The organism is Kitasatospora sp. NBC_01250 (assembly GCF_036226465.1).
Lineage (GTDB): Bacteria > Actinomycetota > Actinomycetes > Streptomycetales > Streptomycetaceae > Kitasatospora.
Genome location: NZ_CP108476.1, coordinates 1,980,860 through 1,994,725 on the forward strand (window position 1 = coordinate 1,980,860; position 13,866 = coordinate 1,994,725).

A 13,866-nucleotide genomic window follows, 5' to 3' on the forward strand; every position below is an offset into this window, starting at 1 on the left:
GGCTCCGCAGCTCGGGATCAGCTCCCGACGGCCGCCGCCTCGAACGGCTCGGGGTAGCCGCAGTGCCCGCGCGGGTTGCCGTCGTAGGCCGTCAGCGGCAGCACCTGGAAGACCTCCTCCGGGACCTCGAACGGCCCGGTGACCCCGTGCCGGGCCGCCGGGGTGAACCCGAACCGGCCGTAGTAGGCGGGGTCGCCGAGCACCACGACCAGCCGCTCCCCCGCCTCCTCGGCGAACTCCAGCGCGGCCCGCACCACCCGCTCGCCGACCCCGCGGCGCTGGCACTCGGGCGCCACCGCGACCGGGGCCAGCGCCAGGCCCTTGCCCCGGCCGACCCTCAGCCGGGTGAGGAGCGCGTGCGCCACCACCAGCCCGCCGCCGTCGACGGCCACCACGGACAGGCCCGGCAGCCAGGCCGGGTCCCGGCGCAGCGCGTCCACCAGGTCGGCCTCCTCGGGGCCGGGGAAGGCTGCCATGTGCACCCGTCTGACGGCGGGCGCGTCCGCGGGCTCCTCGACTCTGGTGCGTACTTTCACGGCCCACCCCTTCGTGGAACGCACTCCGGCCGGTGCGCGAGGTGCACACCGGCCGGAGATGGCTGATCAGATGTCAGGACTCCTGCGGAGCCTCGGACTTCGGCTTGGCGTCGACACCGGCCTCGCGGCGCTGGGCCGGGGTGATCGGGGTCGGCGCCCCGGTCAGCGGGTCGCCACCGGTGGACGTCTTCGGGAAGGCGATGACGTCGCGGATCGTGTCGTAGCCGCCCAGCAGCGTGACGATCCGGTCCAGGCCGAAGGCCACCCCGCCGTGCGGCGGCGGGCCGTAGTTGAAGGCGTCGAGCAGGAAGCCGAACTGCGACTGCGCCTCCTCCTCGGAGAGCCCGATCGCGTCGAAGGCCCGCTTCTGCACGTCCCGCTGGTGGATACGGATCGAACCGCCGCCCAGCTCCGAGCCGTTGAGCACCAGGTCGTAGGCGTTGGACAGGGCGCTGCCCGGGTCGGTGTCGAAGGTCGCCAGCGACTCGGCGGTGGGCGCGGTGAACGGGTGGTGCACCGCGTGCCAGCCCTGGAAGACGCCCTTGTCGTCCTCGATCGGCTCGAACATCGGGAAGTCGACGACCCAGAGGAAGGCCCACTGGGACTCGTCGATCAGCTCGCAGCGGCGGCCGATCTCCAGACGGGCGGCGCCCAGCAGCTCCTGCGAGGCGGTGGCCTTGCCGGCCGCGAAGAAGACCGCGTCGCCGTTCTTGGCGCCGACCGCGTCCGCCAGGCCCGCCAGGTGCTCGGCCGAGAGGTTCTTGGCCACCGGGCCGCGCAGCTCGCCGGTCTCCGCGTCGATGATCACGTAGGCCAGGCCGCGGGCGCCGCGCGCCTTGGCCCAGTCCTGCCAGGCGTCCAGCGCCTTGCGCGGCTGCGAGGCGCCGCCGGGCATCACCACGGCGCCGACGTACGGCGCCTGGAAGACCCGGAACTCGGTGCCCTTGAAGTACTCGGTGAGGTCGGTGAGTTCCTGGCCGAAGCGGACGTCCGGCTTGTCGGAGCCGTAGCGGCTCATGGCGTCCGCGTAGCTCATCCGGGGCAGCGGGTTGGGGATCTCGTACCCGTGCACCTCGCGCCAGACGGCGGCGACCAGCTTCTCGCCGAGGGCCAGGATGTCCTCCTGGTCGACGAACGAGGCCTCGATGTCCAGCTGGGTGAACTCCGGCTGCCGGTCGGCGCGGAAGTCCTCGTCGCGGAAGCAGCGGGCGATCTGGTAGTACCGCTCCATGCCGGCCACCATGAGCAGCTGCTTGAAGAGCTGCGGCGACTGCGGCAGGGCGTACCAGTGACCGGGCTGCAGGCGGACCGGGACCAGGAAGTCGCGGGCACCCTCGGGGGTGGAGCGGGTCAGGTACGGCGTCTCGATGTCGAGGAAGTCGTTCTCCTCCATCACCCGGCGGATGATGTTGTTCACCTTCGAGCGCAGCCGCAGCGCGCGGGCCGGGCCCTCACGGCGCAGGTCCAGGTAGCGGTAGCGCAGCCGGACCTCCTCGTTGACCGTGCCGGGCTCGTACTCGGCGACCTGGAAGGGCAGCGGCGCGGCCTCGGAGAGCACCTCGATCGCGCTGACCACGACCTCGACCGCACCGGTCGGGATGTCCGGGTTCTCGTTGCCCTCGGGGCGGACCCGGACGTCACCGACCACCTTGACGCAGTACTCGGCGCGCAGGCCGTGCACCGACTCCAGGTCGCGGACCACGACCTGCACAGTGCCGGAGGCGTCGCGCAGGTCGATGAAGGCCACCCCGCCGTGGTCGCGGCGGCGAGCGACCCAGCCGGCCAGGGTGACGGTCGCTCCGGCGTGCTCCGCGCGGAGGGTGCCCGCGTCGTGCGTGCGGATCACAGCTGCTTCTCCTTCAGGGTGGTGACGAGTGCTTCGAGTGCGACCGGGTTCTGCTCGCCGGTGGTCATGTCCTTGAGCTGGACGACCCCTTCGGCGAGATCACGGTCACCGGCGACCAGGGCGAAGCGGGCCCCGGAGCGGTCGGCGGACTTCATGGCGTTCTTGATGCCCTTGACGCCGAAAGCGAGGTCGGTGGCCACCCCGGCCCGGCGCAGCTCGGTCACCTTGGCGAAGAGCACGTTCTTGGCCTCCTCGCCGAGGGCCACCGCGTACACCGAGGTGGTGGCGGGCACGTCGAGCTCGACGCCCTCGGCCTCCAGCGCGAGGTAGATCCGGTCCACGCCCAGGCCCCAGCCGACCGAGGGCAGCGCGGGGCCGCCGAGCATCTCGGACAGGCCGTCGTAGCGGCCACCGCCGCCGATCGCGGACTGCGCGCCCAGGCCGTTGTGGACGAACTCGAAGGTGGTGCGGGTGTAGTAGTCCAGCCCGCGGACCAGCTTGGGGTCGTCGACGAAGGCCACGCCGGCCGCGGTCAGCAGCGCGCGGACCTGCTCGTCGTAGGCCTTGCAGTCCTCGCAGAGGAAGTCGCGCAGCAGCGGGGCGCCGGTCAGCTGGGCCTGCACGGCCTCGCGCTTGTCGTCCAGCACCCGCAGCGGGTTGATCTCCGCCCGGTTGCGGGTGTCCTCGTCCAGGTCCAGGCCGCGCAGGAACTCCTGCAGCGCGGCGCGGTAGACCGGGCGACACTGCTTGTCGCCCAGGCTGTTGAGCAGCAGCCGGTACTCGCGCAGGCCCAGCGAGCGGAACGCGTCGTCGGCCAGGATGATCAGCTCGGCGTCCAGCGCGGGGTCCTCGGCGCCCAGCGCCTCGGCGCCGACCTGGGAGAACTGCCGGTAACGGCCCTTCTGCGGCCGCTCGTAGCGGTAGAAGTTGCCCGAGTACCAGACCTTGACCGGCAGGTTGCCGAGCTTGTGCAGGTTGCCCTCGAGCACCGCGCGGACCACCGAGGCGGTGCCCTCGGGACGCAGCGCGAGGTCCTCCTTGCCGCGCTTGGTGAGGGTGAACATCTCCTTGGTGACGATGTCGGTGGACTCACCGACGCCGCGGGAGAAGAGCTTGACGTCCTCGAAGACCGGGGTCTCGATGTAGCCGTAGCCGGCCCGGCGCAGCGGTGCGGCCAGCGCCTGGCGCACGGCCAGGAAGGTCGCGGAGCTGGGCGGCAGCAGGTCGTAGGTGCCCTTGGGGGCGGTGAAGGTGCTCAACTGGTCTTCCGTCACATTCCTCGTCGCACGGCCGCGGGAGCTGCGCCGCCCGCCTGGGGGATCGCCCCCGCCGCTTGCCTGAGGTAGGGGTTGGTGGCGCGCTCGCGGCCGATGGTGGTCTGGGTGCCGTGGCCGGACAGGACCACGGTGGCGTCGTCGAGGGGCAGGCACACCCGGGCCAGCGAGCGCATGATCGCGTCGTGGTCGCCGCCGGGCAGGTCCGTGCGCCCGATGGAGCCGGCGAAGAGCAGGTCGCCCGAGAAGAGAACCGGCGGGATCTCTTCGGTGGCAGGCGTCCGGAACGTCACCGACCCCTTGGTATGGCCGGGCGCGTGGTCGACGGTGAGCTCGAGGCCGGCCAGCTCCAGCACCGAGCCGTCGGTCAGCTCCCGCACGTCGTCCGGCTCGCCGATGGTCAGCTCGCCCAGCAGCTGCGCGCCGAGCGAGCGGCCCAGCGCCTTCTCCGGGTCGGTCAGCATGAACCGGTCGTCGGGGTGGATCCAGGCCGGCACGCCCTTGGCGCCGCAGATCGGCATCACCGAGGCCACGTGGTCGATGTGGCCGTGGGTGAGCACCACCGCGACCGGCTTCAGCCGGTGCTCGCGGATCATCGCCTCGACACCCTCGGTGGCGTCCATCCCCGGGTCGACGATCACGCACTCCTCGCCGGCGGCCGGCGCCACGAGGTAGCAGTTGGTGCCCCACGCTCCGGCGGGAAATCCGGCGATGAACACGGCAGTCCTTCTCAGGCGGGGGTCGGCGGGATCGTTCGGGTGGCTCTGCAGGTCGGGCGGAAGAGTCTCCCGGTGCAGCCTACCGGCGGTAAGGGGTCGGTAGCGAACCAGATCCCCCCTCGGCGGGCCGCCCTGCTACGTCCATCGGGCCACTTGACCGCGTGCTTACAGACAAGGTCCCTACACTTGGCGGCCGGTGGATGCGATGATCCCCCGAACATCCACATTCGGTGCGATAGAGGAGACACGGCCGGTGGTCAGCAGCGAACAGCGGCGACGGCAGCTCGCCCGCGAGAAGTACGAGCGGCAGCAGAAGAACCGCGCCGAGGCCGTGGCCAAGGCCAAGCGCCGCAACGCCATTCTCGGTGCCGCACTGGCCGTGGTGGTGCTCGCGGCCGGCGGTGCCTGGGCGGGCGGTGCGTTCAAGTCCGACGCCAAGAAGACCGACGCGCAGTCGGCACCCAGCCAGCCGGCCACCGCGCCGGCGGCCAGCCCGGTGGCGGTCAAGGGCTGCAGCACCCCGGCGGCGGGCTCGCCGAACGGCAAGCAGTGGAAGACCGAGCCGGCCATGTCGGTGGACACCAACGCCAAGTACGACGTCACGCTGAACACCAGCTGCGGCGCCGTGAACCTGGAGCTGGACCCGTCCAAGGCCCCGCACACGGTCAACTCCTTTGTCTTCCTGGCCGGTCAGAACTACTTCGACCACACCAAGTGCCACCGCCTGACCACCCAGGGCATCTACGTCCTGCAGTGCGGCGACCCCACCGGCACCGGCAGCGGCACCCCCGGCTACTCGTTCACGGACGAGAACCTGAGCGGCGCCACCTACCCGGCCGGCACCGTGGCGATGGCCAACGCGGGCGCGAACACCAACGGCAGCCAGTTCTTCCTGGTCTACAAGGACACCCAGCTGCCGCCCAGCTACACCCCGTTCGGCAAGATCACCGGCGGTATGGACGTGCTGAACAACATCGCCGCCGGCGGTGTCCAGGGCGGTGGCGGCGACGGTGCGCCGAACGCGAACGTCGTGCTCAACTCGGTGACCGCGACCAAGGCCTGACCGGTGTCGTGAGCCCGAAGCGATCGGCGCGTGAATTGGCCCGGCCCGGATGCGGACAGCACCGGGCCTGGTCGCCTATGTTGCTGTTGTATAGGGTGCCCTGACCCGCTCGCCGTCACCCTCGGCAGCCGAACCGATCGGGCGGGCGGGGACGGCGGACCATCGGTCCGCCGCACATTCAACTGTGGACGACGGATCCGCACCACCGAGCCGTGGGCGAACCGTCATGTGGAGGAGGCGCTGTGAGCAGCGACCCGTGGGGCCGTGTCGACGAGCAGGGGACCGTCTACGTCAGGACCGCCGAGGGCGAACGCGTCGTCGGCTCCTGGCAGGCGGGCTCCCCCGAGGAGGCTCTCGCCTACTTCGAGCGCAAGTACCAGGGTCTGGCGGCCGAGATCGGCCTGCTGGAGCACCGGGTGCGCAAGACGGACCTGGCCGCCAAGGAGGCGCAGACCGCGCTGGACCACCTGCGCGCCCAGGTGACCGAGGCGCACGCGGTCGGCGACCTGGCCGCGCTCGCCCACCGGCTGGACACCCTGGCCGGCGAGATCGAGTCGCGCCAGGTGGAGCGGAAGGCGGCTCGCGCCAAGGCGGCCGACGAGACCCGCACGGCCAAGGAGGCACTGGTCGCCGAGGCCGAGCAGCTCGCCGAGTCCACCCAGTGGCGGGAGGCCGGCGACCGGCTGCGCGCGCTGGTGGACATCTGGAAGGGCCTGCCGCGGCTGGACCGCAAGAGCGACGACGAGCTGTGGCACCGGTTCTCGCACGCCCGGTCGGTCTTCTCCAAGCACCGCAAGGCGCACTTCGCGGCACTGGACGCCGAGCGCGACCAGGCCCGGGCGGTCAAGGAGCGGCTGGTCGCCGAGGCCGAGTCGCTGTCGGACTCGACCGACTGGGGTGACACCGCCGCCCGCTACCGCGACCTGATGGCGCAGTGGAAGGCCGCGGGCCGCGCCCAGCGCGACGCCGAGGACGAGCTGTGGGCGCGGTTCCGCGGCGCCCAGGACGTCTTCTTCCAGGCCCGCTCGGCGATCTTCACCGAGCGCGACGCCGAGCAGGGTGAGAACCAGAAGCTCAAGGAGGCCCTGCTGCTGGAGGCCGAGGCGATCCTGCCGATCACCGACCTCAAGGCGGCCAAGGCGGCGCTGCGCGAGGTCAACGAGCGCTGGGAGGCGATCGGCCACGTGCCGCGCGACGCCCGGCCGAAGCTGGACGCCCGGCTGAACACGGTCGAGCGGGCCATCCGCGAGGCCGAGGAGGCCGAGTGGCAGCGCTCCAACCCGGAGGCCAAGGCCCGCGCGGCCGGCATGACCGGGCTGCTGCAGGGCGCGGTCGACAAGCTCAAGGCCGACCTGGACAAGGCCCGCGCGGCCGGCAACGAGGCCAAGGCCAAGAAGCTGGAGAACGAGCTGGCCGGCCGCCAGGCGCTGCTGGACCAGGCGCTGAAGAGCCTGGAGGAGTTCAGCGGCTGATCCGCCGCCGACACGGGAGGGGCCCCGCCGTTCGACTGAACGGCGGGGCCCCTCTCGCATGGACTACTTGCGGGCCGAGGTGACCCGGTAGACGTCGTAGACGCCCTCCACCCCGCGCACCGCCTTGAGCACGTGCCCCAGGTGCTTGGGGTCGCCCATCTCGAAGGTGAACCGGCTCATCGCCACCCGGTCCCGGGAGGTCTGCACGGCCGCCGACAGGATGTTGACGTGCTGGTCGGAGAGCACCCGGGTGACGTCCGAGAGCAGCCGCGAGCGGTCCAGCGCCTCCACCTGGATGGCCACCAGGAAGACCGAGGACTGGGTCGGCGCCCACTCGACCTCGATCATGCGCTCCGGCTGCTGGGTCAGCGAGTCCACGTTGACGCAGTCCGCCCGGTGCACCGAGACGCCGTTGCCCCGGGTGACGAAGCCGACGATCGGGTCGCCCGGCACCGGGGTGCAGCAGCGCGACAGCTTGACCCAGACGTCGTCCACGCCCTTGACGATGACCCCGGGGTCGCCCTTGGCCCGCCGACGGCGCGCCGCGCGGCCGTCCTGGGTCGGCACGGTGGCGGTCTCGGCGAACTCCTCGGTGGCGCCCTCCTCGCCGCCGAGCGCCTGGACCAGCTTCTGCACGATCGACTGCGCCGAGACGTGGCCCTCGCCGATCGCCGCGTAGAGCGAGGAGATGTCCGGGTAGCGCATCTCGTGCGCCAGGGTGACCAGCGAGTCGCCGGTCAGGATCCGCTGGATCGGCAGGCCCTGCTTGCGCATCGCACGGGCGATCGACTCCTTGCCCTGCTCGATCGCCTCCTCGCGGCGCTCCTTGGAGAACCACGCCTTGATCTTGTTCCGGGCGCGCGGCGACTTGACGAAGCCGAGCCAGTCGCGGGACGGCCCGGCGCCCTCGGCCTTGGAGGTGAAGACCTCCACCAGGTCGCCGTTCTCCAGCGTCGACTCCAGCGGCACCAGACGCCCGTTGACCCGGGCCCCTATGCAGCGGTAACCGACCTCGGTGTGCACCGCGAAGGCGAAGTCCACCGGGGTGGCGCCCGCGGGCAGCGCTATCACGTCGCCCTTGGGGGTGAAGACGAAGACCTCGTTGTTGGACAGGTCGAAGCGCAGCGACTCGAGGAACTCGCTCGGGTCCTCGGTCTCCTTCTGCCAGTCCAGCAGCTGGCGCAGCCAGGCCATCTCGTTGACCGCGCCGGCCTTGTCGTCCTTGCGGACCTGGGCCGGGGTGTCGGTGCGCACCTTGGAGGCACCGGCCACCGCGCGCTGCTTGTACTTCCAGTGCGCGGCGATGCCGTACTCGGCGCGGCGGTGCATGTCGAAGGTGCGGATCTGCAGCTCGACCGGCTTGCCGCCGGGACCGATCACCGTGGTGTGCAGCGACTGGTACATGTTGAACTTGGGCATCGCGATGTAGTCCTTGAACCGGCCGGGGACCGGGTTCCACCGCGCGTGGATGGTGCCGAGCGCCGCGTAGCAGTCGCGGACGGTGTCGACCAGGACCCGGATGCCCACCAGGTCGTAGATCTCGGCGAAGTCGCGGCCTCGGACGATCATCTTCTGGTAGACCGAGTAGTAGTGCTTCGGCCGACCGGTCACCGAGGCGGAGATCCGGGCGCCGCGCAGGTCGCCCTGGACCTGGTCGATCACGGTGGCCAGGTACTCGTCCCGCTTGGGGGCGCGCTCGGCCACCAGGCGCACGATCTCGTCGTACATCTTCGGGTAGAGGATGGCGAAGGCCAGGTCCTCCAGCTCCCACTTGATGGTGTTCATGCCCAGCCGGTGCGCCAGCGGGGCGTAGATCTCCAGCGTCTCGCGGGCCTTCTTCTCCTGCTTCTCCCGCTTGAGGTAGCGCATGGTGCGCATGTTGTGCAGCCGGTCGGCGAGCTTGATCACCAGGACCCGGGGGTCCTTGGCCATCGCGACGACCATCTTGCGAACCGTTTCCGCTTGCGCGGCCTCGCCGAACTTGACCTTGTCCAGCTTGGTGACGCCGTCGACCAGCAGGGCGACCGAGTCGCCGAAGTCCTGGCGCAGGGTCTCCAGGCCGTAGTCGGTGTCCTCGACGGTGTCGTGCAGCAGGCCGGCCATCAGGGTCGGCGCGTCCATCCCGAGCTCGGCCAGGATGGTGGCGACCGCCAGCGGATGGGTGATGTACGGGTCGCCGCTCTTGCGCTTCTGGCCGCGGTGCCAGCGCTCGGCGACCGCGTAGGCGCGCTCGATGTCGCGCAGCAGCGCCGGGTCGGCCTTCGGGTCGCCCGCCCGGATGGTCCGGAAGAGCGGCTCCAGGACCGGGTTGAGCACCGCTTGGCGCTGACCGCCGAAGCGGGCCAGGCGGGCCCGCATGCCGCCGGAGGAGGAGGCCTGGCGCAGGGCGGGGGTGACCGCGCGGGCCAGGCCGGACGGGGACGCCGCCGGGCGCATCGGAGTGGCCCCGGCGGGCGCGGGCTTGTCGCCCGCCGGCGGTTGGCCGGCCGGCTGGCCGTCCTGGGCTGCGGCCGTGGGCACTACCTCGTCGGGCAAAGACACTCCTCGGTACGCACCGGTTGAACCTTCATGGTACCGAGCGTGACCCGCGGGTGTTCCGCCGCCCGTGCCTGACATGCCGGGAGCGGTGACCGCACAGGCGGTCACCGCTCCCGAAGCCGTCCGGCGCTCGTGCCCGAGCGCGCCGCTCACACCGTGATCAGCGTCTCCAGCGGAGCACCGGCCAGGTGGGTGGAGAGCCGCTCGCGGCCGTCCAGGAAGCCCAGCTCCATCAGCACCACCACGCCCACCAGCGTCGCCCCGGCGCGCTGCACCAGGTCGAGCGAGGCCGCGATGGTGCCGCCGGTGGCCAGCACGTCGTCCACCACCAGCACCCGCTCACCGGGCGCGAAGGCGTCGCACTGCACCTCCAGGGTGGCCGAGCCGTACTCCAGGTCGTAGGACTGCTCGAAGACCTCGCCGGGCAGCTTGCCCTTCTTGCGGATCGGCACGAAGCCGAGCCCGGCGGCGAACGCCGCCGGGGCCGCGAGCACGAACCCGCGTGCCTCCAGGCCCACCACCTTGGTCGCGCCCAGCTCCCGCGCCCGGTCCGCCAGCGCCCGGGTGAGCGCGGCGAACGCCTCGGCGTCGGCCAGCAGCGGGGCGATGTCCTTGAACAGCACCCCGGGCTTCGGGTAGTCGGGCACGTCCTTGATCCGGCTGTTGAGCAGCTCGGTCAAGGCGGTGTCAGCGGAGGTCACAGGAGTCCTTTGGTCGTCAGTGCTTGCCGGACGGTCGGCCCTTGCCGCGGGCGCGACTGACCGGCTGGTTGCGCTGTCCGACCATACCCGCCGCGACGCCGGCCGCCTGACCCTGCGCCGACTCGTCGTCAGCGTCGTCCAGCGGCGCCTCGCCCGCCTCGGCGGCCTTGGCCGCCGCCTTGGCGTCGGCCGAGCGCCGCTGCGCGACCCGCTTGGCCAGCGCCCGCATCTCCGGGGTCTGCTCCTTGAGCTGCGCGAGCAGCGGGGTGGCGACGCAGATCGAGGAGTAGGCACCGGCGGAGAGGCCGATGAAGAGGGCCAGCGAGATGTCGTTCAGGGTGCCGGCGCCGAGCAGGCCGCCACCGATGAACAGCAGCGCCGCGACCGGCAGCAGGGCGACCACGGTGGTGTTGATCGACCGGACCAGGGTCTGGTTGAGGCCCGCGTTGGCCGCCTCGCTGTAGGTGAGCTTGTTCTGCTTCTCGATGCCCTTGGTGTTCTCGCGCACGGTGTCGAAGACGACGACCGTGTCGTAGAGCGAGTAACCGAGGATCGTCAGGAAGCCGATCACCGTACCCGGGCTGACCTCGAAGCCGACCAGGGCGTAGACACCGATGGTGATCACCAGGTCGTGGAGCAGCGCGACCAGGGCGGCCAGCGCCATCCGCCACTCGAAGGCGATCGCCAGGTAGGCGGTGACCAGGATCATGAAGATGACCAGGCCGGTGAGCGCCTTCTGGGAGATCTGGTGGCCCCAGCTCGGGCCGACCACCTGGGCGTTGATGTTCGCCTCGGGGATCGACAGGTCACTGGCGAGCTTCTGGGTGACCTCGGCCGAGGGGATCTTCTCGTTGGCGCTGACCTGGATCCGGATCTGACCGTCACCGGTGGACTGCACCTGCGGGGTCGAGTCACCGACGATCTTGTTGACCGAGTCCTGCGCCTGGCTGATCGTCAGGCCGGGCTTCTTGACCGTGTAGACCGAGCCGCCCTTGAACTCGATGCTCAGGTTGAGGCCGACCACGGTCAGGCCGAACAGCGCCGCGGCGGCGATCACCGCGGAGATGCTGTACCAGAGCTTGCGCCGGCCGACGAAGTCGAAGCTGACCTCGCCCTGGTAGAGACGGTGGCCGAGGTTGCTGAAGCGTGACACGACGTCAGGCCTCCTTGACGGCGGCGGAGGTGGCGGGGCGACGGCGGCCGCCGCGCACCGGCGGGCGGGCGCCCAGACGCTTCGGGTCCAGGCCGGACCACGGGTGGCCGCTGGCGAAGAACTTGCGGCGGGCCAGCAGCGTGATCATCGGCTTGGTGAAGAGGAAGATCACCACGACGTCGAGCACCGTGGTCAGACCCAGCGTGAACGCGAAGCCCTGGACCTTGCCGACCGAGCAGATGTACAGCACCGCGGCACAGAGCAGCGACACGAAGTCGGAGACCAGGATGGTGCGCCGGGCCCGCGGCCAGGCGCGCTGCACGGCCGGACGCAGCTGGGCACCCTCACGGACCTCGTCGCGGATGCGCTCGAAGTACACGATGAAGGAGTCGGCGGTGATACCGATCGCCACGATCGCACCGCAGACGGCCGGCAGGTTCAGCGCGAAGCCGATGCTGGCACCGAGCAGGCACATGATCGTGTAGGTCAGGATCGAGGAGACCACCAGACCGGCGATCGAGACCAGGCCCAGGCCGCGGTAGTAGATCAGCGAGTAGAGGACGACCAGCGCCAGGCCGATCGCACCGGCCAGCAGACCGGCGTGCAGCTGGTCACCGCCCAACTGCGGGCTGACGGTGGTGACGTCGCTCTGGTTGAAGCTCAGCGGCAGCGCGCCGAAGCTCAGCACGTTGGCCAGGCTGGTGGCGTCGTCCTGGCTGAAGCTGCCGTTGATCACCGCGTTGCCGCCGGTGATCGACTGGCTGACCATGGGGTGCGAGACGACCTGGCCGTCCAGCACGATGGCGAACTGGTTGGCCGGCGACTGCTGGGCGGCCAGGGCACCGGTGGTGGAGGCGAACGCCTTGGAGCCGGCGTCGTTGAAGGAGAGCTGCACCTGCCAGCCGGCGGCCTGCTGGGTGTCGAAGCCGGCCGTGGCCTTGGTGACGTCCTGGCCCTTGACCTGGACCGGGCCGAGCGCGAACTTGTACCAGCCGTTGCCACCGGTGGCGAGCTTCTCCTTGTCGTAGGAGCACGCGACGGTGTTCTTGGTCGGGTCGGCCTGCTGGTAGTCGATCCGCTGGGTCGGGTTCGAGCAGTCCAGCGCGGTGAACTGCTGCGCCAGGTCCGGCGGCACGGTGCCCGAGGTCAGCGCGGCCGAGATGTCGGCCGGGGCGGTCGGCACGGGCGGGAGCGCGGAGGCAGGGGCGGAGGGGCTGCCGGAGGCCGCGGCGCCGCTGGGCGGCGTGGCGGCACCGGAGGCGCCGGCGCTCGGCGTACCGCTCGGGTCGGCGGCCAGCAGGCCCTCGGAGAGCGCCTTGCCGGCCTTGCTGGCGCTGGCGGAGGCGCTGGGCGTGCCCGCACCGGCGCTGGGCGAACCGGCGCTGGCGCTGGCAGCGGTCGAACCGCTGGCGGAGGCGGAGGCACCGGCCGACGGGCTGGCCGAACCGCTGGCGCTCGGCTGCGCGCTCGGGCTGGCGGGGGGCAGGGTCACACCGGTGGGCGCTTCGGCCAGCACCGGGCGGAAGTACAGCTTGGCCGTGGTACCGACCTGCTTGGCAGCCTGCGCGCTGTTCGTGCCCTTGGGGATGTCAACGATGATGTTGTCGTTGCCCTGGGTCTGAACCTCGGCCTCGGAGACACCGAAAGCGTTGACGCGCTTCTGGATGATCCCGACCGCGATGTCCATGTTGGACTGGTTGATCGCGGCCTTGTCCTGCGAGGAGGCGGTCAGCGTGATGCTGGTGCCACCGGCGAGATCGATCCCGAGGCGAGGCGTCTTGTGGCCTGTCCCGAACATGAGGGCGACCAGTCCGACGGTGACCACCAGGATCAGGGCCAGCGCCCTTCCTGGATAACCGTCGCGCGGACGCGACTTGGGTGCTGCCACCTTGCTCGTTTCTCCCTGTCCCATGCCGCTGGCCCAGCGCCGCCAGCCCGCACTGAGGCAGGAGGCGGCGCTGACCGCGGACAACCGTGAAAGTGCTGCAGACCGTCCGTGCTACTTGGCTGCGGGCTTGTCGCCGTCGGCCTTCGCCAGGCTGATGCTCTCCTGCTCGCGCGCGTCCTCGAGGGAGTCGGCCTCGATGGCGTCGATCTCCTCGACGGACTCGTCATCGGCGAGCTCGACGGACTCGTCCTCCTCGGGACGGCCGTTGATGATCTCGTCGTACTCCTGCGGGTCGATCACCGCGGCGATCGCGCTCTTGGCGAAGTGGGCCACCACGCCGGGAGCGATCTCCAGCTCCACGGTGCTGTCGTTGATCGACTTGACCTGCGCGTACATGCCGCCGATGGTGCGCACCGCCGAGCCCGGCTCCATGGCCGACTGCATCTGCTGGGCCTGCGCCTGCCGCTTCTTCTGCGATCGGAACATCAGGAAGATCGCGGCGATCGGGAGGAGAAGAATGATGAGTTGCACAGCAGCAAGGTCCTTAAACAGGCCATCCGATAAACGGCCAGTGGCGATGGTCGACCCGGCAGGTGAGACGGGACGGTCCGGCGAAGTCTAGGAGACCCGCTCTGATCGGACAACGCCAAGCATCGCATCCTGCCGCCGAAGGTGG

At 70.9% G+C, this 13,866-nt stretch carries 11 protein-coding genes; 2 read left to right on the top strand and 9 right to left on the bottom strand.

Annotated features, from left to right (window positions below; translation table 11 throughout):
- Nucleotides 1-17 precede the first annotated feature (17 nt).
- The 4 genes from OG500_RS07960 to OG500_RS07975 all read right to left on the bottom strand — a co-directional run bounded on the left by OG500_RS07960 (nucleotide 18) and on the right by OG500_RS07975 (nucleotide 4,375).
- Nucleotides 18-536 carry a GNAT family N-acetyltransferase gene (locus OG500_RS07960; protein ID WP_329578109.1) on the bottom strand — a complete coding sequence of 173 codons (519 nt, stop codon included), beginning with the start codon at nucleotides 534-536 and terminating at the stop codon, nucleotides 18-20.
- A gap of 73 nt (nucleotides 537-609) precedes the next feature.
- Nucleotides 610-2,382 (bottom strand): aspartate--tRNA ligase, encoded by a 1,773-nt coding sequence (gene aspS / locus OG500_RS07965; protein WP_327065710.1) that lies wholly within the window; start codon nucleotides 2,380-2,382, stop codon nucleotides 610-612.
- Entirely contained in the window at nucleotides 2,379-3,641 is a 1,263-nt protein-coding gene (gene hisS, locus OG500_RS07970; protein WP_327065711.1) for a histidine--tRNA ligase, read from the bottom strand. The genes aspS and hisS overlap by 4 nt, the downstream gene beginning before the upstream one ends.
- A gap of 11 nt (nucleotides 3,642-3,652) precedes the next feature.
- Nucleotides 3,653-4,375 (bottom strand): MBL fold metallo-hydrolase, encoded by a 723-nt coding sequence (locus tag OG500_RS07975; RefSeq protein WP_327065712.1) that lies wholly within the window; start codon nucleotides 4,373-4,375, stop codon nucleotides 3,653-3,655.
- Nucleotides 4,376-4,628: 253 nt separating this feature from the next.
- Here OG500_RS07975 and OG500_RS07980 point away from each other — a divergent pair, with 253 nt between their 5' ends.
- Together OG500_RS07980 and OG500_RS07985 are read left to right on the top strand one after the other, a co-directional pair.
- The gene (locus tag OG500_RS07980) at nucleotides 4,629-5,438 is read left to right on the top strand and encodes a peptidylprolyl isomerase (RefSeq protein ID WP_327065713.1); all 810 of its coding nucleotides are present in this window, start codon (nucleotides 4,629-4,631) and stop codon (nucleotides 5,436-5,438) included.
- A 242-nt stretch (nucleotides 5,439-5,680) separates the two neighbouring features.
- Entirely contained in the window at nucleotides 5,681-6,910 is a 1,230-nt protein-coding gene (locus OG500_RS07985; RefSeq protein ID WP_329578112.1) for a DUF349 domain-containing protein, read from the top strand.
- Between the two features lie 63 nt (nucleotides 6,911-6,973).
- Here the strand turns inward: OG500_RS07985 and OG500_RS07990 are convergent, their stop codons facing one another.
- The 5 genes from OG500_RS07990 to yajC all read right to left on the bottom strand — a co-directional run bounded on the left by OG500_RS07990 (nucleotide 6,974) and on the right by yajC (nucleotide 13,721).
- Nucleotides 6,974-9,445 carry a RelA/SpoT family protein gene (locus tag OG500_RS07990; RefSeq protein ID WP_442789119.1) on the bottom strand — a complete coding sequence of 824 codons (2,472 nt, stop codon included), beginning with the start codon at nucleotides 9,443-9,445 and terminating at the stop codon, nucleotides 6,974-6,976.
- A 152-nt stretch (nucleotides 9,446-9,597) separates the two neighbouring features.
- Entirely contained in the window at nucleotides 9,598-10,149 is a 552-nt protein-coding gene (locus tag OG500_RS07995) for an adenine phosphoribosyltransferase (protein ID WP_327065715.1), read from the bottom strand.
- Between the two features lie 16 nt (nucleotides 10,150-10,165).
- The gene (gene secF, locus OG500_RS08000; RefSeq protein ID WP_327065716.1) at nucleotides 10,166-11,302 is read right to left on the bottom strand and encodes a protein translocase subunit SecF; all 1,137 of its coding nucleotides are present in this window, start codon (nucleotides 11,300-11,302) and stop codon (nucleotides 10,166-10,168) included.
- 4 nt (nucleotides 11,303-11,306) lie between these two features.
- Nucleotides 11,307-13,190, bottom strand: coding sequence for a protein translocase subunit SecD (gene secD / locus OG500_RS08005; protein ID WP_442907014.1), 1,884 nt, complete (start codon nucleotides 13,188-13,190; stop codon nucleotides 11,307-11,309).
- A 111-nt stretch (nucleotides 13,191-13,301) separates the two neighbouring features.
- Complete coding sequence (gene yajC / locus OG500_RS08010) at nucleotides 13,302-13,721, bottom strand: preprotein translocase subunit YajC (RefSeq protein WP_327065717.1); 420 nt, start codon at nucleotides 13,719-13,721, stop codon at nucleotides 13,302-13,304.
- Nucleotides 13,722-13,866 lie beyond the last annotated feature (145 nt).